This is a genomic window from Streptomyces sp. NPDC005435 (assembly GCF_040703155.1).
Taxonomy (GTDB): Bacteria; Actinomycetota; Actinomycetes; order Streptomycetales; family Streptomycetaceae; genus Streptomyces.
This window is the reverse complement of sequence record NZ_JBEXEQ010000026.1, coordinates 86,060-106,292: the sequence shown is the minus strand read 5'-3', so window position 1 is coordinate 106,292 and position 20,233 is coordinate 86,060. Positions and strand designations below refer to the sequence as shown.

Genomic DNA, 20,233 nt, shown 5'->3' with positions numbered 1-20,233 from the left:
CGACCGTGTATGGGTCGGGGGGCCACTGCCGCTGCGTGTGGGGGCGCGGTATCCGCTCAGTAGGCGGAGTTGACGTTGTCGATCGAGCCGTAGCGGTGGGCGGCGTAGTTGGCGGCCGCGGTGATGTTGGCGACCGGGTCCGTCACGCTCTGGGCGGTGCCGGCCACGTGGTAGGCGTTGAACGTCGGGTCGATCACCTGCAGCAGACCCTTGGAGGGGATGCCGTTCCGGGCGTTGACGTCCCAGTTGTTCTGCGCGTTGGGGTTGCCGCCGGACTCGCGCATGATGTTGCGCTTCAGACCGTCGTAGCTGCCGGGGATGCCCTTGGCCTTCATGATGGCCAGCGACTGACGGATCCAGCCGTCCAGGTTCCCCGAAGCGGCCTGGGGGGCGGTGTGAGCACGGTGAGAGACAGAGGCCACGGTGTGGGCGCTCTGCGGCATCTCGGCGGCGGACGCCGAAGACGGCACCATCGCCACCGCACCGGCAGCGGCACCCGCAGTCGCGAGGCCGGTCAGGACGAGGTTACGCAGGCGGGCAGAACGGCGGGCAGCAAAAATCGCGGTCAAGGGGTCTCTCCAAAAGACGTCGTTGAGGCCGGCCGGAATCGGGTCGCGGCCTGTTGGGCGTCGGGGCGAGGCCCCGCGGTCATCGGGCAGAAAAGAAGAGCCACACCAGGCGATCGACACCCGGTCCGGCCCACTGCTCCGGCAACGACAAACATGATTAAAGCCGGATAAAGCCCAGCGCAAGCATGTGACCTACTACCCCAAGACGGAGAAATGTCCTAAATGTCCACATCTGATGGTTGCGGTCCAGCTCAGAACACGAGCCCGTCTACGACCCGCCATAGGACGTGATCCACCCCCTATGACCACCATCACCGCCACACCAACGCACCGCGCACAACCGCTTGCGCAACGAAGCCGGCCGGACGCACCGCATCGGCGCCGCGCCTCACCCCCCGTACGCCTCCCACTCCTCATCGGGGAGCGCAAGCAGCCGGTCCACACAGTGGTCCGGCGGAAGGGGCCCACGGTCCGAGGTGACCTTCAGGGCGGACGCCGCCGTGATGTGCCCGAGGCGCAGGGCGCGGTGTACGGGTTCGCCGCGCAGCAGACCCGCGAGGAAGCCCGCTGCGAAGGCGTCGCCCGCGCCCACCGGCTCGACCACGGTGACCCGCAGGGCGGCAACGCTGACGGCTTCCGACTCCGTGAACGCCGTCGCCGTACGGGAGCCGTCCTTGACGACGAGGATGCGCGGCCCGGGAAGCAGGGCGCGCACGGTGGCGGGGGTGAGGGCCGGGCCCCACAGGTGCTGGGCCTCGTCCAGGCCGACGAGGACGATGTCGGCGCGGTCCGCGAGGTCGCGGAGCAGGTCCGGGGCGGTGTCCTTCGGCCAGAGGGCGGGGCGGTGGTTGACGTCGAAGCTGATCGCGTAGGGGCGCTCGGCGGCGGGGACGGCGAGGGCGCGGGTGACCAGGTCGCGGCAGGACGGGGACAGGGCCGGGGTGATGCCGGTGAGGTGCAGAAGGGTGGCCGTACGCACTGCCGGATGGTCTAGCAGGCCGGGGCCGAGGGCGGATGCCGCCGAGCCCTGGCGGTAGTAGTGCACGCGGGTTCCGGTGGGCGCCGGGTTCTTCAGCATCAGGCCCGTCGGCCGGTCCGGGTCGGTGCGTACGTGCGTGACGTCCACCCCGGCGGCGCCCACGGCGCCGCGCACGCGGCGGCCCAGCGGGTCGTCACCGAGGGCCGACAGCCATGTCGCCGCGACTCCGTGATCGGCGAGGTACATCGCCACGTTGGACTCGGCTCCCGCGACCGAGAGCCGCAGCCGGCCGGCGTCGGCAGCCGGCCCGGGCGGGTCGGGGGCGAGGGCCGCCATGGTCTCGCCGACACAGACCACACGCCCCGCGGCCGGACGCCAGGTGTCCGTCACGCGACACCTCCCGCCACGCGCGCCCAGGGGGCGGGGCGGAAGGCGGGCGTGGGCGTGCCCGGCACCTCGACCGGCACCGTGAACACCGCGCCGTCGTACGGCCCCGGTGCCTCAAGGCCCACCCGGGCGGTGGTGATGTGCAGCAGGGAGCCCTCCAGGCAGACGCCCGCCGGCTGTCGAGCGGGCAGGCGGACGACGCGGTCGGGGGTGCCGTCGGGGAGGTGGCGGCGTACCGTCCCGGTGCCCCATACCGCGCACCACAGCGCGCCCTCGGTGTCGACCGTCATGCCGTCCGGGCTGCCGTCCTCCAGGGTGAGGAAGTCTTCGGGCGCCCCCAGGGTGCCGGTGGCGGGGTCGACGGGGTAGCGGCGGACGACGCCGCGCGCGCTGTCGGCCAGGTACAGGGTGCGGCCGTCGGCGGTGAAGGCGGGACCGTTGGGGACGGTGATGCCGTCGAGGACGCGTACGACCGTGCCGTCGTGGTCGACGCGGTAGAGGGAGCCGGCGCCCTCGGTGGTGTCGTAGGCCATGCTGCCCGCCCAGAAGCGGCCCGCCGGGTCCGCGACGCCGTCGTTCATGCGCAGGGCGGGGCCGGGCCGGTCCTCGGGGGTGGCGAGCCAGGTGGGCGTGGCGTCCGGGGCGAGGAGGCAGATGCCGGTGCCGGCGGCGGCGATCCAGGTGCCGGGGCGGCCGGCGACGGGCGCCACCGCGCCCAGCGGGACGGGCAGCCGGAGTATCTCGCGCAGGGGAAGGGCGGGGTCGTCGGCGGTGGTGAACAGGCGGCCCGCAAGGATGTCCACCAGGACGACGCCGTCGCCGGTCCAGCGAATGCCCTCGCCCAGCTCCAGACGGTCGGGGCGGAGCCGCCCGCTCATGTGCCCGGTCATACCGTGGCCTCCTCGGCGGCGGCGCGGAAGGCGCGGGCGCGCTCGCGCAGGGCGGTCAGGCTGCCGCCGTCGGCCGCGTCCGCGACGAGCGGGGAGCCGACGCCGACCGCGGTGGCACCGGCGGCGAGGTAGGCACGGGCGGCGGCCAGGTCCACTCCCCCGACGGGCACGAACGCCACGTCGGGGAAGGGGGCGCGCAGAGCCTTGAGGTAGGCCGGTCCCCCGGCCTCGGCGGCCGGGAACAGCTTGAGCGCGGCGGCGCCCTGGGCGCGGGCGGCGATGATCTCGGTCGGGGTCATGACACCGGCGAGGATCGGCAGGCCCAGGTCACGGGCGGTGTCGGCGCCCGCGCCGAGGCCGGGGGTGACGGCGAACGCGGCGCCCGCGTCCCGCGCGGCGCGCGCGTCGTCGGCGGTCAGGACGGTGCCCGCGCCGAGCGGCCGGCCGGGACCGAGTTCCGCGGTGGCCCGCGCGATGACGCCGAGCGCGTCGGCGCCGCTGAGGGACACCTCGATCAGGGCGACCCCCTCCTCGGCCAGCGCGAGCACCGTGCGCAGGGCCGCGTCCGGGTCGCCTCCGCGCACGATGGCGACGAGACGGCGGGCGGCCAGGGTGGCTCGTAGATCCACGGGCGGGGGCTCCTTCTGTAGGGGTCCTTCGGTATGGGTTCGGTACTCCGACCGGGCTGTACGGGTTCGGTACTGCCGACCGGGCCACCCCGGGGCCGCCGTCCCCGGGGCGTCACGAGGCAACGGGGCGCGGTCACGGACAGCGGCAGCCGGTGGTCAGGACGAGCCGCCAGCGGACCTCGCCGGAGGCGGGAACACGCGCCGCGTCCCCCGGTCCCGCCTCGGCGAGGTCGAAGGTGCGGCCGAGCATGGGTTCCACGCCGGTACTGCGGTAGGGGTCCGTCACCGGGAAGCCGCCGAGGTTGCGCCACAGGGCCACCGACACCGGCTGCCCCTCGGCCTCAACGGCGAGGGCGAGCCGGCCGGCTCCGTCGTGGACGCAGACCCTGCCGGCCCCGAGCACGGCGCCGACGGCCGTACCGTCCTCGGGGCCCAGCCGGTCCAGGCGCAGCCCGCACGGCGCGGGCCAGTCCCCCTCCACCCAGGCAGCGCCGTCCGGCCAGGGGCCGTCGAGCAGAGGCGCGGCCTCCGGGAAGACACGGGTGGGCGTGCCCGCCCGCGCCCTCAGTTCCGCCCCCTCAAAAAGGTCGAGCAGCGCGTGGGCCGCCCACACGAAGCGGTACCCGGGGTCGGCCACGAGCACATAGTCGGCCTCCACACCATCGGCGGTGCTCCGGATGGTGCGGGCGAGCGCGAAGGCACCGCAGTCGACCCGCTCGGTGTCGCCGTCACGGGTCCAGGGCCGGGACCAGGCGTCCCCGTGGTCGGGCGTGCCGCGCACGGTGGGGACGCACTCCTCCAGGCCGCCCGCGTCCACGAAGGCGTCACCCGGTACGACACCGTCTCGGGCGAAGTCCGGGCGCTGATACAGCCATTCGCGGTCGCCGTCGCGCAGCGAGGTCCAACGCCCGCCGTGTGCGGGGTCGGTGGTGAACGCCGGCGGCACGGCTCACCACTCCGTGAACGAGCCGTCGGCGTGCCGCCACACCGGGTTGCGCCAGGCGTGCCCGGCGCGGTCGGCGGCGCGGACGGCGTCCTCGTCCACGGTGATGCCCAGACCGGGCGCCTCCCCCCGATGGGCATGCCCGGCCGTGAAGCGGAACGGCTCGGGGTCGACGACGTAGGAGAGCAGGTCGGCGTCCTTGTTGTAGTGGATGCCGCGGCTCTGCTCCTGGATGAGGAAGTTGGGTGTGGCGAAGGCGACTTGGAGGCTGGCGGCGAGCGCGATGGGGCCGAGCGGGCAGTGCGGGGCGAGCAGGGCGCCGTGGGTCTCGGCGAGCGAGGCGATGCGGGTCACCTCCGAAATGCCGCCCGCGTGCGAGAGGTCGGGCTGGGCGACGGCAATGCCGGCGTGCAGTGCGGGCAGGAACTCGGCGCGGGAGAAGAGGCGTTCGCCGGTGGCGAGCGGGACGGGACTGGCGGCGACCAGACCGGGCAGCAGCCGGCCCTGCTCGGGCAGGACCGGCTCCTCCACGAACAGCGGGTGCAGCGGGGCGAGTTCGGCCAGGACACGGCGCGCGGAGGCGGCGCCGAAGCGGCCGTGGAAGTCGACGGCGACGTCCCGGCCGGGGCCGAGCACCTCACGCGCGGCGGCCACCCGCGCGACCACGGCGGCGGTCTCGGCGGCGGTGGCGACGGGCGAGGTCGGACCGGCAGCGTTCATCTTGACGGCGGTGAAGCCCGCCTCGATCTGTTCGGTGATCTGCTCGCCGATCCGGGCGGGTTCGTCCCCGCCGACCCAGGCGTAGACCCGGACGCGGTCGCGCACGGGGCCGCCCAGCAGGGCGTGCACGGGGGCGCCGTAGGTCTTGCCCGCGATGTCCCACAGGGCCTGGTCGAGACCGGCGACGGCGCTCGACAGGACCGGGCCGCCCCGGTAGAAGCCGCCCTTGGTGAGGACCTGCCAGTGGTCCTGGATGCGCAGCGGGTCCTGGCCGACGAGGTACTCGGAGAGGACCTCCACCGCGCTCCTGACCACCTCCGCGCGGCCCTCGACGACGGGTTCGCCCCAGCCGGCCACGCCGTCGTCGGTCTCGATGCGGCAGAACAGCCAGCGCGGCGGGACCAGGAAGGTTTCGACGCGAGCGATCTTCACTTGCCGCCGCCTTTCGTGTCGTCGGGGGTCTCGACCCGGTCCAGGTCGCGGCCCGCCTGGTCGAGCAGGGCGCGCATGGCGGCCTCGGCGGCCAGCGGGTCCCGCTGCCGTACGGCGTCCAGGACGGCGCGGTGGGCGGGGACGGGGTCCTCGCTGTGCGGGGAGCTGTGGACGATCCGGTCGCGGTGGGCGAGGCCCGACTCGATGACCATCTCCATGCGTTCGAGGAGTTCGTTGTGGGTGGCGGCGAGCAGCGCGCGGTGGAAGGCGAGGTCGGCGTCGACGGCGTGCGCGGGGTCGGGTTCGGTGCGGTCCATCGCGGCGAGCGCGTCGTCCAGTGCGGCGAGGTCGGTGTCGGTACGGCGCTCGGCGGCCAGCCGTACGGCGGCGGGCTCGATGATCGCGCGGACCTCGGCGAGGTCGCGCAGCAGGAGCCGGTCCGCCCCCGCCCCGGTACCGCCCTCGAACTGCCAGCGCAGCACGTCGGCGTCGAGCAGGTTCCAGTGCGCGCGGGCCCGTACGAACGTGCCGCGTTTCTGGCGGGCGTCGACCATGCCCTTGGCGGCGAGCACCTTCAGGCACTCGCGCAGGGCGGTGAGGCTGACGTCGAGTTCGCTCTGCAGCGCCACGAGGTCGAGTGTGGCCCCCTCGGGGATCTCACCGCCCAGGATGCGGCGCGCCAGTGCCTCCACGGTCTGGCCGTGGACGCCTCGGCGGGCGTAGGGCGTCATGTCGTAGAGCCTTTCTTCGGTCGTGGACGGTGTGCGGTGCTCACGCGGAGGACTTCACGACGCTCCAGCCGCCGTCCACGAGGAGGTGGGATCCGGTGATGTAGGAAGCCTCGCAGGAGCAGAGGAAGGCGATGGCGGCGGCCGCCTCCTCGGGGGTGCCGAAGCGGCCGGCGGCGGTCTCGGCGACGCTGCGCTCGCGGTCGGCCTCGGAGACCCGGTCCCAGGCCGCGGTCAGGATGGGGCCGGGCAGGACGGCGTTGACGCGGACCTCGGGCCCGTACTCGACGGCGAGCTGTCCGCACAGGGAGAGCAGCGCGCCCTTGGCGGCCGCGTAGGCGGGGTGGCCGGGGATGCCCTTGTGGGCGTGGACGGACGAGGTGAGGACGACGGCGCCCCGGCGTGCGCGCAGGTCGGGCAGGGCGGCGCGGAAGCCGAGGAATCCGCCGGTGAGGTTGACGGCGAGCTGGCGCTCCCAGGACGCGGGGGTCAACTCGTGGGCGGGGCGCACGTCGACGGTGTAGGCGTTCGAGACCAGGACGTCGACGGGGCCGAAGGTGTGGGCGGCGTCGATGACGCGGGTCCAGTCGTCCTCGGCGGAGACGTCGGCGTGGACGTAGGCGGCCCGGCCGCCGTCCTTGGTGATGCGCCCGGCCACGGCCTCGCCCCGTTCGTCCGCGATGTCGGCGAGTACGACGGCGGCTCCCTCCCGGGCGAGGCGTTCGGCGGTGGCCGCTCCGATGCCGGAGGCGGCTCCGGTCACCACGGCGGTGAGGCCGGTGAAGCGTGCACCGTACCGGTGTGCGGGCTGATCCATCGGGCTCCTTCGTGAGCGGTGCGGGCCGGGCCGGCTATCGGCGGGTGAGTACGACGAGCTGGGCGTCGTGGTCGGCGGTCCAGGCGAACGGCAGGCCGTAGTGCAGCAGATGGGCGCCGCTGTATTCGGTTCCGGTGTCCTCGTCGCGGTACACGGCGGCCGGGTCGAGTCCGCGCGGCCGGAGCCGGGCGGGCCGGCCGGGCACGAGCGGGGCGCCGTCGAGTACGCCGGTGCCGAACGCGGCGACGACGGTGCGCGGGCCGTCGGCCTCGGTGTACTGGACGCCGCAGACCGGGTCCGCGGGGGTGCCGAGCAGGCGGGCCTCGCCATGGTGGACGACGTCGCGGATCTCTTTGTAGCGGGCGGTCCAGCGGGCGGCCTCGGCGCGCTGTTCCGGGGTCCACGCGCGCAGGTCGGCGCCGACGCCGAGGACGCCGCACATCGCCAGGACGAACCGGAAGGCGAGCGAGCGGGGGCGCGGGTCGAACACGCCGGGCGCGTCGGTGACCCAGGAGCTCATCATGTGCGGGGCGTGGGCGTGCAGGAAGCCGTACTGGACGGCGAGGCGGTCCAGGGGCGCGGTGTTGTCGCTGGGCCAGACCACGTCGGTGCGGGCGAGGGTGGCGTGCTCGATGCGTCCGCCGCCGCCGGCGCAGCCCTCGACGGTGACGTGCGGGTGGGCGGCGCGCAGGTGGTCCAGGACGCGGAGGTAGCCGGTGACGTGTCCGGCGTCCAGGTCGAGCCGGTCGGCAGGTCCGGCGCCGGGACGGCCGCGTTCGGTGGGCGGCCGGTTCATGTCCCACTTGAGGTACTCGACCGGGTACTCGGTGAGCAGGCGGTCGAAGGTGCTGATCACGAAGTCCTGTACGTCGGTGCGGCCGAGGTCGAGCAGGAGCTGGTTGCGCACCAGGCGGCCGGGGCGGTTCTCGACGCGGTAGACCCAGTCGGGGTGCTCGGCGTACAGGCGGCTGTCCGGGCTGACCGCCTCCGGTTCGACCCACAGGCCGAAGCCGAGCCCGAGGGCACGCACGTCCTCGATGAACCGGCCGAATCCCTGCGGGAATTGGGCCGGGTCGGGGTACCAGTCGCCGAGGCCGCCGGTGTCGTCGGCGCGGCCGGTGAACCAGCCGTCGTCCACGACGAACAGTTCCGCGCCGATCTCGGCTGCCGCCTTGGCCAGTTCGAGCTGGCCGGACGCGTCGACGTCGAAGCCGGTCGCCTCCCAGGAGTTGTAGAGGACCTTGCGGGTGCGGTGCAGGCGCTCGCCGCTCAGGTGCCGTTCGTAGCGGTGCCAGACGCGGGCCAGCCCGTCGAGCCCTTCGGGGCTGAACGCGCAGGCCAGGCGAGGGGTGTTGAGGGTCTCGCCGGGCCGCAGGAAGACGGCGCCCTCGTGCGGGACGCGGCCTGCGCGGACGCGGACGGTACCGGCGGGTTCGGCCTCGGCGGTGATGTGCCAGTTGCCGGGCCACTCCAGGGCGATGCCGTAAGTGGGGGCGGTGCCGTCGTCGGGCAGGGCCGCGTCCTGGACGGCGAGCCAGGGCGCGTAGGCATGGCCGGCCACGCCCTGGGTGCTGCCCATGGTGAACGTGCCGCGCTTCAGGTGGAGTTGGGTGTGGGTGAACTCCTGCGACCACTGTCCGGTGAGATAGGTGAGGCGGGCGCCGGCGGTGACGGGCACGTTGATCGCGCCCGAGTCGAGGCGTTCCAGGCGGAGTTCGGTGTCGCCAGCGCAGGTCAGCTCGGTCCAGCGGAGGACGACATCGGTGCCGGGCACGGGGGCGTAGTGCAGGGTGGTGCGCAGTCCGGCGATGTCGTCGGTGAACCTCAACCGCAGGCCGTCCGGGGTATGTTGGGCACCGGCGAACTCCCACCACACGCCACGCTCGTACCCCGAGTGGCCCAAGTGGCCCGAGTGCCCCGAGTGCCCGACGACGAGGTCCGCCCCCGTGAACGGCCGCTGCCCCTGCGGCAGATATTCGGCGGGAGCGGCATCCGCCGGGGTGATGAAGTGCGTGCGCCGGGACCAGTCGAGCGCGGACGGGCCGTCCTCCACGCCGAGGGGGCCCCAGGCGTCGAGCTCCGCCCAGGGGCCGAGCGGGGAGAGCCGTACCGTGTAACTGGTGTGCTCCGTGCGGAGGGTCCAGCGTTCGCCAGGGGTCATTTCACCGCTCCGAGGTTGAGGCCCGCCACGAAGTGGCGCTGGAACCTGAGGAACACGGCCACCGTGGGGGCGGCGGCGATGACGGATCCGGCCGCGATCACGTTCCACTGGGAGACGTACTGCCCCTGCAGGCCGATGAGGGCGGCCGTGATGGGCATCTTCGTGTCGCTGCGCAGGACGGTGATGGCCCAGAGCAGGTCGTTGAAGACCCAGGTGAAGGCGAGTGCGCCCAGGGCGGCGAGCGCGGGGCGGGTGAGCGGGAGGATGATCCGCCAGAAGATCTGCCAGGGTCCCGCGCCGTCGACGACGGCCGCCTGCTGGATCTCGTCCGGGATCGCCCGCATGAAGCCGTGCAGGACGAAGACGTAGAAGCCGACGCCGAAGCCGATCTGCACGCCGATCAGGGCGGGCAGCGTGTCGTGGACGCCCATGATCTCGCTGAGCTTGGAGACCGGGATGAGCAGGATCTGCGGGGGCAGCAGGTTGCCGCCGAGCATGAGGAGCAACAGGGTGCGGCGCAGCGGCATTTCGTAGCGGCTGAGGGCGAACGCGGCCATGGCGGCGAGCGCGAGGGTGATCAGCACGCAGGGGACGGTGACGATCAGGCTGTTGATCAGGGCGCGTTGCTGGCCGCCGTCCACCCAGGCCTGGCCGAAGTTGCCGAAGGTGAAGGAGTGCGGCGCGCTGCCGAGTCCGCGCGCGGCGATGTCGTCGAACGAGCGCAGGCTGGTGACCAGGACCAGGGCGATGGGGGCCAGCCAGAGCGCGGAGAGCAGTCCGGCGCCGAGATGGAATCCGGCGGTCGCGGCTCTTCTGCGCCTCAGGGCGACGGAGTTGGCGGACATCAGTCGGCCTCCCGGAAGGCGCGGACGAGGTAGGAGCAGATGACGCCGAAGGCCAGTACGAAGATGACGACGGCCAGGGCGGAGCCGTAGCCGAGCCGCAGGGACTGGAAGGCGGTGGAGTACATGTAGGTGCTCAGCAGTTCGGACGTGTGGTAGGGGCCGCCCCGGGTGAGGGACCAGACGACGTCGAAGGAGCGCAGCGAGTCGATGACGATGACGGACAGCACGACGGCGTTGACACCGCGCAGTTGAGGGAGCGTCACGTGACGGAAGCGCTGCCGGCGTCCGGCGCCGTCCATCCTGGCCGCCTCGTACAGCGAGGGGTCGATGCCCTTGAGGCCGGCCAGATAGAGCACCATCACGTAGCCGATCTGGCGCCACAGGGCGGGGACGATCACCGCGTAGAGGGCGGTGTCCTGGTCGGCGAGCCAGGCGTGGCGCAGGCTGCCGAGGCCGACGCCTTGGAGGAGCTGGTTGAGTACGCCGTCGGGCTGGTAGATCGCCTGCCAGACGAGGGCGGTCGCCACGAGGGAGAAGACGACGGGCAGGAAGAGGGCGGCGCGGTAGAAGCCGATGCCTCGGCGTTCCCGCTGGAGCAGCAGGGCCGCGCCGAGTCCGAGGACCGCGGAGAGCCCGCCGAACAGCACCAGCCAGAGCACGGTGTCGAGGGCGGCGGTCCGGAAGACCTCGTCGTGCGCCATCTCCCGGAAGTTGCCGAGACCGACGAACCGGGGCGGCGAGACGCCGTCCCAGGAGGTCAGGGCGAGGTAGAAGCCCTGGAGGGCGGGCCAGAACACCCACAGGGCCTCGGCGAGCAGCGGGATCAGGACGAAGGCGAGGACGAGCGGCGGGGTACGGCGGACGGGCCCCCGGGCGCGCCTGCCGCCGCCGGACGGCGTGGTCGCCGGGGTTTTCCGCGCGGTGGTCGTGAGGACTGCCACCTCAGGCACTCCAGATCTTCGCGGCGTCGCGCTGCCAGTCGGTGAGGATGGAGCCGACGCTCTTGGGCTGGGCGATGAACTTGGTCAGCGCGGTGTCCGCCGTGGGCTGGAGGGCGTCGCTGGAGTCGCGGTTGAAGAACTGCGTGAGTTCGGCGGCGGACTCGATGTGCGCGCGGCCCTTCTTCACCAGGGGCGTGCCGGCGTCCTTGGCGTCGGGGTGGCAGGGCAGGACGGTGCCGGAGGAGCCCTTGATGTAGATCTCCTGGGCCTCGGCCGTGGCGAGGTACTTCATCAAGTCGCCCACCTGGCGGGCGCGTCCGCTGCGGGCGCTGGCGAAGTAGCCGTCGGTGGGGGCCTCTTCGGCGAGCGGGACCTTGGGGTCGATGACGGGGAAACGGAAGAAGTCGATGTCGTCGAGCGCGTTCTTGGGAGCGGCGTCGGCGAAGAAGGTGCCGATGAGCATCATGCCGCTGCGGCCGTTGAGCAGGGCGGTGGTGGCGTCCTGGAAGGCTACGGCGGTGCCGTCGGGGTCGAAGTAGGGCAGTACTTCCCGCCAGCGGTCGAAGACCCGGCGCACCTCGGGGTCGTCGAAGCGGTGCTTTCCGGCGAGCAGCTCGCGGTGGTAACCGGCGCCGTTGATACGGATGTTCAGGTAGTCGAACCACGCGGACGCGACCCAGGCGGTGTTGCCGCCGGCGCCGAGGCCGATCGGGGCGACGCCCTTGGACTTGAGCGTGTCGCACAGGTCCAGGAACTCGTCCCACGTCTTCGGCTCGCGCACGCCCCACTTGGCGAAGTTCGACTTCCGGTAGAACATGCCCCACCAGTAGTAGGTGGAGGGCACGAACACCTTTGTGCCGGAACCCGCGGTGCACAGCGAGTTCAGCGCCTTGGAGTAGCGCTTGAGGTCGGGCGAGGAGGCCCAGACGTCGTCGAGGCCGAGCAGCAGGTCCTTCCTGGCGTAGGCGTCCGCCACCGAGCCGGGGTACCAGGTGTAGACGTCCGGTGGGTTGGCGGAGGTGAGGTACGTCGGGAGCTGGGTGCGGAAGGTCTCGGCGGCGACGGTGTTGAGGCTGACGCGCCCGGATCCCTTCCTGCCGTAGGCGGCGGCCAGGTCCTCCATCGCGGCCTTGGCCTGCGGTGCCGAGAGGTTCGACTGGAGGGTCACCGCGCCCGTGGAGGGGGACTTGGCGGAGGAGGACGAGGTGACACAGCCGCTGAGCAGGGCCGCGGCCCCGGTGGCGCCGAGTCCGGCGAGGAGTGTCCGGCGACTGGGCTGAAGGTTCGTCATGAAGGGGTTCGTCATGAAGCGCTCCCTGTGGATTCGCGCGACGGGGCCGGTCGGCCGGAGGGTCAGGGACCGGAGGCCCGGGACCGGGGGCTGGGCGCGGCCCCGTCGCGGCGGATCAAGGTTCGCGTGGTGACCGCACCACGTCAAGATTAATTACTAATTTATTTGAACTGGCTGCGGTGGACGGTGCCGTCGACCCCGCGGTACACCGCGTCGACCGTGCCGTCCGGGCCCGCGACGGCGCCGAGCGAGCCGTCGAACGCGGCGCTCGGGAACTCCGCGCGCTTGCTCCAGCCCTGCCAGGCACCGGAGTCGTACCGCTGCTGCCAGAGCGTGTAGTCGCCGGCGCGGGCGTAGAGCAGCACGCTGTCGCCGGAGGCGACGAGTGTCGGGCTGCCGCTGACCGTGCCGCCGAGGGAGGTCCAGCCGGACCAGGTGCCGTCCGCCGAGCGGCTGCGGGTCCGGATGTCGTCGGCGGCGGAGCGCACGGCGAGGTGGAGCCGGCCCTCGGCGTCGACGGCCGCCGACGGCCTGCCGTACGCCGGTCGGTCGCCGGGCGTGCCGAGCGAGGTCCAGCCGGTGTGCGCGTCGCGCTGGACGATCCGGCCGGCCGGGTCCGTGGCGAACAGCGTCCAGTGGCCGGGGCCGGTGAAGGCGACGCCCGGGGCGTCGGCCACCCGGCCGCCCAGGCTCCGCCAGCCGCTCCAGCGGCCCTGGGTGTAGGCGCGCCGGTAGACGCGGGAGTCGGCGCCGCGTACGAAGACGTCGATCCGGCCGCCGGCCGAGGCGTGGGCGGAGGGCTGACCGAGGATGCCGCCGCGGACCGGGCCGCCGAGGTCGCGGACGCGGTCGCCCCTGCTGCCGGAGCTCTGCTGGAGCAGGGTGCCGCGCGGGCCGCGCACGAAGGTGTCGAGCGTGGAGCCGCTGCGGACGGCGGCCGGGCTCGCGGTGGCGGGCAGGCCGGTCTCCGTGCCGGGCAGCGCGTCGTCGCCGGTGAGCCGGAGGAAGGCCGTGCCGTGGGCGGGGACCGTGACGGTGTACGACCCGGTGTGCGTGCCCCGGTCGGCGCGGGCGCGCAGGTCGCGGACCTCGACCGGGCCGCCGAGGGCGGTGTCGGCGAACCTGACGGTGCGCTCGGCGGCCTGTCCGGAGCGGTTGAGCAGGACCACCGCGCGGCGGCCGTGCCCGGAGAGGACCTTGCTGTAGACGTCGCCGGTCGCGTCGGTGGCCACGCGGACGCCCTGCACGCCGAGGCGGTCCTGGTCGACGCCGATGATCTCGGGGTTGCGCAGGACGGCGAGCATCGACGGGGACAGCGTGCGCGGGTCGGAGCCGAGGACCAGCGGGGAGGCCATCTCCGCCCACATGACGAACTGGGTGGTCGACTCCTCCTCGGTCAGCTCCAGGTTCCCGTCCGCCATGCGGCGCGTCGGGATCAGATAGTCGGGGTCGTTGTAGTGGCCGGGGCCCTGGGCTTCGGGGTGCCAGGCGTTGGCGTCCATGTTGCGCAGGACGTTGGGCCATTGGCCGGGGCTCGGGGTGCCCCAGGCGATGTCGGTGCCGGTGCGCCAGGAGTCCGCGATGGTCGGGGCGTAGGCGTAGGTGTGGTGGGCGTCCTGCTCGGGTGTGTGCGGCAGGCCCCAGTCGTCGGTGAGCGGGTTGCAGAGGTTCAGCAGCATCGCGCGGCCCGACTTGGCGACCGCGTCGCCGAACTCCCTGAAGGCGGTGCCCGGGTCGAGCTTCTCGGAGATGCCGCACAGGAAGTCGACCTTGATGGCGTCGACCTTCCACCCGGCGAACTGCCGGGCGTCCTGCGCGTAGTGGCCCCGGCTGCCGAGACCGCAGCTCTTGCCGCCGTCGTAGGTCCCGGCGTCGGTGTAGATACCGGCCCGCAGGCCGCGCTGGTGCAGATAGGAGACGAGGGCCGGGATGCCGGACGGGAAGCGCTCGGGGTGCGCGGTCAGCCGGCCCCGCGCGTCGCGGGGGACGTCGGCCTGCCAGCCGCCGTCCAGCCACACGATGTCGTAACCGCTGTCCCGCAGACCGCTGCTGACCAGCTTGTCGGCGACGGAGCGCACCTCCTTCTCGGTGGGCGCGCCGAGGCCGTAGTAGGTGTTCCAGCCCATGTAGGGCGTGGGGGCGAGACCGCTGTCGTAGTAGTCCGGCGCGCCCTGGTCCACGCCCGCGGCCGCGTGGGCGGAGGGCGTCATGGTGGCGGCCAGGGCCACCGCGCTCGCCGCGGCGAGGGCGGTCCGGGCGAACCGGGGGCGTCGGGAATCGGGTACGGGCGGACGTGACGTCACGTGCCTCTCCCAGAAGTCGGAAAGCGGGATGGGTGACGCGGAGGCGGACGCACACCGGTGCGGCGGCGCTCCGGAGCACGGGCGCACCGGAGCAGGAGCCCTCGGCGTCACGGCGACGACTGTGGCGTCCGGCCGAAACGCTGTCAATATTTATTCCTAATTTAAGAGAAACAAACGCGCGGCACGTCGGACGTCTTGACAGTCCGATCACGCGGCGGCAATGTTCGGCAACGTTGTCAAGCACATGGCAACGTTGTCAGCCGCTCTGTTCCCCCAGCCTCACCGTTCCTCGGTCTGCCCTGATCGGAGCCTTGTTGATGTCGGATCAGTCCTCCGCGCCCTCCCGGCGTGCCGTCCTGTCGGCGGGATCCACCCTCCTGGCCGGGTTCGGTCTCGGCATGGGCCCGCTCGCCTCCGCCGCCGGAGCGGGAACCGGACAACCGGGGCGGACCACTCCCCCGGCCGAACTCGCCGCGTACCGGCCGGTTTCGGTGTCCTCGACCGACTACGCCCCGGCCCCCGCCGAGTTCGCCGTGGACGGCCTCGCGGTGCGCGGGGTACAGGGCAGCGGCTGGCGGGCGGCGGACGGCGACCCCCAGTGGATCAAGGTGGACCTTCAGGCGCTGTGCCAAGTGTCCTCTCTGCGGCTGGTGTTCGAGGCCACCGTGGACGACCCGCCGTTCAAGGAGTCCCCGTCCGGGAACCCGCGCGACAACACCACCGGGCAGGAGATCCTCTCCAGTTGCGCCACGGACTTCGTCGTCGAGACCTCGCGCGACGGTACGTCCTGGACGACGGTGTACCGCACCGATTCCGGCCGGGGCGGCGAGATGGACATCGCCCTGCCCGAGCCGGTCACCGCGCGCTGGGTGCGCATGACAGTGCACAAGCGCTCCAACAGCAATCCGCTCGGCCTCAACGGCCTCCAGGTCTACGGCACTTGCCACACCCGACGCCCGGAGGCCACCGGGTGGACCGACTGGGGTGTGCGCGAGCGGCATCCCGAGCCGCTGCGGACGGCCGACGACGGAACCGTCCCGCTGGAGTCCGGCTGGGACCTGACGATGGACGACTGGGCCGGCGCCGGCGGTGCCGCCCTGTCCCGCACGGGGCACGACACGAGCCGCTGGCTCCCGGCGACCGTGCCGGGCACCGTCCTCACCTCGCTGGTGGACCAAGGCCACCTGCCCGACCCCGTGGCCGGGTTCGGCAACCTCCATGTGCCCGAGGCCCTGTCCCGGCACTCCTGGTGGTACCGGCGCGAGTTCACGCTGCCCAGGAGCCTCAGGACCGGCCAAGGGCGGTATGTCTGGCTGGAGTTCGACGGTGTGAACCACGAGGCCGAGGTCTGGTTCAACGGCACGAAGGCCGGCTCCTTCACCAACCCGTTCTCGCGTGCCTCCTACGACGTCACCGGCCTGCTGACGGCCGGAGCCCAGGCGCTCGCGGTGAAGATCACCCCCATGCCGTTCCCCGGCAGTCCGGCCGACAAGGGGCCGGCCGGACTCGCCTTCGTCGACGCGGGCGCCACCATGATGAACCGCAACTCCCCCACCTACCTGGCCTCTTCGGGCTGGGACTGGATGCCCGCCGTGCGCGACCGCGCGGCCGGCGTCTGGAACCACGTCCGGCTGCGCTCCACCGGCGCCGCCGTCATCGGCGACCCGCGCGTGGACACCCTGCTGCCCGACCTGCCCGCCACCACCACGGCGGAGCTGACCGTGGTGGTTCCGGTGCGCAACGCCGACAGCGCAGAGCGACGCGTCACCGTCACCGCCGCGTTCGGCCGGGTGCGGGTCACCCGGGCCGTGACGGTCCCCGGCGGCAAGAGCACCGAAGTCACCTTCGCCCCGGCCGACTTCCCGCAACTGCGCCTGCGCGACCCCGAGCTGTGGTGGCCCAACGGCTACGGCGAACCGCGCCTGCACGACCTCACCCTGACCGCGTCCGTGGACGGCCGGGAGAGCGACCGCCGCGTAACCCGCTTCGGCATACGGCAGTTCGGCTACGAATACGGCGTACTGCCGATGACGTTCCGACGGAGCAGCGACGTCTTCACCCAGACCGTGAACTTCACCCGCCAGAAGGCGCGTTACGTCCGCGTCCTGTGCCGTACCCGCGCCACCCAGTGGGGTTCCTCGATTTGGAACCTGTCGGTGCTGGACAGCGCCTCCCCCGGCAACGACCTGGCCCTCGCCAGGAAGGCGACGGCGTCCTCCGTGGACGAACCCTCACACGGAGCGGGCAACGTCACCGACGGGGACGGCACCACCCGCTGGTCCTCCTCCTTCGACGACGGGCAGTGGGTCCAGGTGGACCTCGGCTCGCCGGTCTCCTTCGACCGGATCGCCGTCGACTGGGAGCAGGCGTACGCGCGGACCTACACCGTCCAGGTCTCCGGCGACGGCACCACATGGACGGACGTGCGCGACGTCGACAACGCCGCCGCCCCGCTGCCGTTCCACACCTCCGGCCCGGCGAGCATGCAGGACGTCGAGTTCGACGCGGTCACCGCCCGCCACGTACGGGTGCTGTGCCGGACGCGTGCCACCAGTTGGGGCTTCTCGATGTGGGAGCTGGCCGTCGTGGACAGCACCAGACCGGGCACCAACCTGGCGCTGCGCAAGTCCGCGACCGCCTCGACCGAGGGCGACGGCACGGTCGCGGGCAACGTGGTCGACGGGGACGCCAACTCCCGCTGGAGCTCGGCCTACGAGGACGACGGCTGGATCCGGATCGACCTCGGCGCCCCGGAGCGCTTCGACCGGGTGACGGTCACCTGGGAGCAGGCGTACGCGCGGACCTACACCGTCCAGGTCTCCGACGACGGCACAAACTGGAGGGACGTCAAGTCCGTCGACAACTCCATCGCGGCGCTGAAGATCAGCGTCAACGGGGTGCGGGTGTTCTGCCGGGGCGGCAACTGGGGCTGGGACGAACTGCTGCGCCGGATGCCGGCCGAGCGCATGGACACCGCCGTGCGGATGCACCGCGACATGAACTTCACGATGATCCGCAACTGGGTGGGGAGCAGCAACCGCGAGGAGTTCTACGCCAGTTGCGACCGGCACGGCCTGCTGGTGTGGAACGACTTCCCCAACGCCTGGGCGATGGACCCGCCGGACCACGACGCGTTCAACAACACAGCACGCGACATCGTGCTCCGCTACCGCATCCACCCGAGCGTCGTCGTGTGGTGCGGGGCCAACGAGGGCAACCCGCCCGCCGCGATCGACGACGGCATGCGCGACGCGGTCCGCTCCGGGGCGCCCGGGGTGCTGTACCAGAACAACTCGGCGGACGGCATCGTCACCGGCGGCGGCCCCTACGGCTGGGTGGAGCCGGAGAAGTACTTCTCCCCGACGACCTACGGCAGCAAGAACTACGGCTTCCACACCGAGATCGGCATGCCGGTGGTGTCCACGGCACAGACCATGCGCCGCCTGACCGGCGACGAGCCCGAGTGGCCCATCGGGGGCGCCTGGTACTACCACGACTGGAGCACGCGCGGGAACCAGGCCCCGCAGAACTACCGCGCCGCCATCGAGTCACGCCTCGGCACGGCCACGGACCTGGACGACTTCTGCCGCAAGGCGCAGTTCCTCAACTACGAGAACCACCGCGCCATGTTCGAGGCGTGGAACGCCCGCCTCTGGGACGACGCGAGCGCGCTGCTGCTGTGGATGTCCCACCCCGCCTGGTACAGCACGGTCTGGCAGACGTACGACTACGACTTCGACGTCAACGGCGCGTACTACGGCTCCCGCAAGGCCTCCGAGCCCGTGCACGTGCAGTCGAGCCCGGTCGACGGCCAGGTCCTCGCCGTCAACCACACCCCGCACCCGATCCGCCGGGCCACCGTGACCGCCCGCTGGTACGACCTCGACGGCCGCCAGGTGGCCGGCGAGCGGAAGGCGACCGTGGACATCGCGCCCTCCGCGACGGCGAAGGCCTTCACCGCCGGCCCGGAGGGCACCCTGCCCGGCCTGTACCTGCTGCGCCTCAGGCTCACCGACGCACGCGGAAGGACGCTGTCGGAGAACACCTACTGGCGGTACCGCACACCGGAGGCCATGCGGGCACTGAACGAGACTCGGCGGACCAGGGTCTCGCTGAACGTCACCGGCCCGCGCGCCGGCTCCGACGGGCGACGCGAGCTGACCGCCCAGGTGACCAACCGGGGTTCGTCGGTGGCGGCGATGGTGCGGCTCTCCCTGGTGGACACCCGCTCCGGCGACCGGGTACTGCCCGCCGAGTACGACGACAACTACCTCTGGCTGCTGCCCGGCGAGTCGCGGACGGTCACCGTGTCGTGGCCCGGCTCGGCGGAGGCGGCACGGCCGGGGCTGAAGGCCGAGGGGTACAACGTGCCGGAGGTGACGGGGCGGCCGTAGCGGGGGCCGCCGGCCGGCCGGCGGTCTTGGCCCGGGGACCGTCACCCGTTAGGGTCCGGACTGACAACGTTGCCAGGCCGGGTGCGGTCCCGCGCTCGTGCCGTGCCCCATTCCTGTGGAGAACCTGATGCCGGGTCCACACGCGAAGAGCCGCGTCCGCGACCGGAGGCCGGTGCGCGTGATGTGCGCCGTGGCCGCCGCGTTGGCCGTCGCCGTCGCCACGCCCGCGACGGCCACCGGGGCGCAGGCGCGGTTCGAGCCCGGCGCCCCCTCGGGGTTCGGCTACGTCGCGATGGGCAGCTCCTTCGCGGCCGGGCCGGGTATCCCGCCGGCGCAGACGGGCGGCGGAGCCGCGGCATGCGCCCGGTCGGCCGGCAACTACGCCACGATCGTCGCCCGCGCGACCGGGGCGGACCTGACGGATGTCTCGTGCAGTGGCGCGACCACGGCGAACGTGCTGACGGTCGGTCAGTTGGGCCAACCGCCGCAGATCCAGGCCGTGACCTCGGCGACCCGGGTCGTCACGGTCACCATCGGCGGGAACGACGTCGATTACCTGGGCAGCATCAACACCTATTCCTGTCAGACCGGCGGCGGCGCCAATTGCGGCACGGTGGACCGGAACGCGATCGACCAGACCTTCCCCGTCCTGGCCGGGCGGATCGAAAACATCGTGAACGCCGTCCACAGCGCGGCACCGCGGGCGCACGTCTACCTGGTCGACTACTTCACCATCCTGCCGGACGCCGGGGTGTGCGCCGACGTCCCGCTGACGGACGACCAGGCGGAGTTCGAGCGCGGTATCGCCTCGCGCCTGGCGGACGCCACCGCCACCGCGGCAGCCGCCACCGGTGCGACCGTGGTCGATCTGGCGGCCGCCAGTCACGGACACGACGCGTGCGCGGAGAGCCCGTGGGTGGAGACGTACCGTCCGGCGGCGGGACGCTCCGCCTATCACCCCAACGAAGCGGGCATGGCGGCGGCCGCGTCGCTCGTGGAATGCGCGCTGAAGTCCCAAAGTCGGCTGCGCACCTCGGTGTTCCACTCGGGCATCACGGGCAAGTGCGTCGATGTGCGGAACTCCGGCACCGCCGACGGCACGCCTGTGCAGCTGTACGGCTGCGACGGCACGGCCGCGTGCCGGTGGACCCCGGCCGCCTGACCCCCGAGCCGATAAACGCGCTCTCCGCGAGATCGCCTCGGG

Annotated in this window: 15 protein-coding genes; 2 read left to right on the top strand and 13 right to left on the bottom strand. The window is 72.6% G+C overall.

The annotated features are described in order from the left end of the window. Positions 1-56 precede the first annotated feature (56 nt). From AB0898_RS28010 to AB0898_RS27950, 13 genes are all read right to left on the bottom strand, one after another. On the bottom strand, positions 57-569 hold the full coding sequence (locus tag AB0898_RS28010; protein ID WP_407078422.1) for a transglycosylase SLT domain-containing protein: 513 nt from the start codon (positions 567-569) through the stop codon (positions 57-59). A gap of 388 nt (positions 570-957) precedes the next feature. Next, complete coding sequence (locus AB0898_RS28005) at positions 958-1,938, bottom strand: sugar kinase (RefSeq protein ID WP_366805784.1); 981 nt, start codon at positions 1,936-1,938, stop codon at positions 958-960. Next, the gene (locus tag AB0898_RS28000) at positions 1,935-2,825 is read right to left on the bottom strand and encodes an SMP-30/gluconolactonase/LRE family protein (protein WP_366805783.1); all 891 of its coding nucleotides are present in this window, start codon (positions 2,823-2,825) and stop codon (positions 1,935-1,937) included. The genes AB0898_RS28005 and AB0898_RS28000 overlap by 4 nt, the downstream gene beginning before the upstream one ends. Further along, entirely contained in the window at positions 2,822-3,454 is a 633-nt protein-coding gene (locus AB0898_RS27995) for a bifunctional 4-hydroxy-2-oxoglutarate aldolase/2-dehydro-3-deoxy-phosphogluconate aldolase (RefSeq protein ID WP_366805782.1), read from the bottom strand. The genes AB0898_RS28000 and AB0898_RS27995 overlap by 4 nt, the downstream gene beginning before the upstream one ends. A gap of 133 nt (positions 3,455-3,587) precedes the next feature. Beyond that, positions 3,588-4,400, bottom strand: coding sequence for a hypothetical protein (locus AB0898_RS27990; RefSeq protein ID WP_366805781.1), 813 nt, complete (start codon positions 4,398-4,400; stop codon positions 3,588-3,590). 3 nt (positions 4,401-4,403) lie between these two features. Next, complete coding sequence (gene dgoD / locus AB0898_RS27985) at positions 4,404-5,549, bottom strand: galactonate dehydratase (protein WP_366805780.1); 1,146 nt, start codon at positions 5,547-5,549, stop codon at positions 4,404-4,406. Next, positions 5,546-6,280 (bottom strand): FadR/GntR family transcriptional regulator, encoded by a 735-nt coding sequence (locus AB0898_RS27980; protein WP_366805779.1) that lies wholly within the window; start codon positions 6,278-6,280, stop codon positions 5,546-5,548. Before AB0898_RS27980 ends, dgoD begins: the two co-directional genes overlap by 4 nt. 40 nt (positions 6,281-6,320) lie before the next feature. Continuing rightward, positions 6,321-7,094 carry an SDR family oxidoreductase gene (locus tag AB0898_RS27975; protein WP_366805778.1) on the bottom strand — a complete coding sequence of 258 codons (774 nt, stop codon included), beginning with the start codon at positions 7,092-7,094 and terminating at the stop codon, positions 6,321-6,323. Between the two features lie 34 nt (positions 7,095-7,128). Further along, a complete protein-coding gene (locus AB0898_RS27970) occupies positions 7,129-9,255 on the bottom strand; it encodes an alpha-galactosidase (protein ID WP_366805777.1) in 2,127 nt (708 codons plus the stop codon). After that, positions 9,252-10,100: a carbohydrate ABC transporter permease gene (locus tag AB0898_RS27965; protein ID WP_366805776.1), complete on the bottom strand. Its 849-nt coding sequence runs from the start codon at positions 10,098-10,100 to the stop codon at positions 9,252-9,254. The genes AB0898_RS27970 and AB0898_RS27965 overlap by 4 nt, the downstream gene beginning before the upstream one ends. Next, positions 10,100-11,041: a sugar ABC transporter permease gene (locus AB0898_RS27960; RefSeq protein ID WP_366805775.1), complete on the bottom strand. Its 942-nt coding sequence runs from the start codon at positions 11,039-11,041 to the stop codon at positions 10,100-10,102. Before AB0898_RS27960 ends, AB0898_RS27965 begins: the two co-directional genes overlap by 1 nt. A 1-nt stretch (position 11,042) precedes the next feature. Next, positions 11,043-12,332, bottom strand: a complete 1,290-nt coding sequence (locus AB0898_RS27955; RefSeq protein ID WP_366805792.1) for an ABC transporter substrate-binding protein — start codon at positions 12,330-12,332, stop codon at positions 11,043-11,045. 161 nt (positions 12,333-12,493) lie between these two features. After that, a complete protein-coding gene (locus tag AB0898_RS27950; RefSeq protein WP_366805791.1) occupies positions 12,494-14,542 on the bottom strand; it encodes a glycoside hydrolase family 27 protein in 2,049 nt (682 codons plus the stop codon). A gap of 410 nt (positions 14,543-14,952) precedes the next feature. Between AB0898_RS27950 and AB0898_RS27945 the strand changes: the two genes are divergently transcribed. Together AB0898_RS27945 and AB0898_RS27940 are read left to right on the top strand one after the other, a co-directional pair. Continuing rightward, on the top strand, positions 14,953-19,029 hold the full coding sequence (locus AB0898_RS27945) for a discoidin domain-containing protein (protein ID WP_366805774.1): 4,077 nt from the start codon (positions 14,953-14,955) through the stop codon (positions 19,027-19,029). A gap of 127 nt (positions 19,030-19,156) precedes the next feature. Beyond that, positions 19,157-20,191 (top strand): GDSL-type esterase/lipase family protein, encoded by a 1,035-nt coding sequence (locus tag AB0898_RS27940; protein ID WP_366805773.1) that lies wholly within the window; start codon positions 19,157-19,159, stop codon positions 20,189-20,191. The last annotated feature ends 42 nt before the right edge of the window (positions 20,192-20,233 follow it).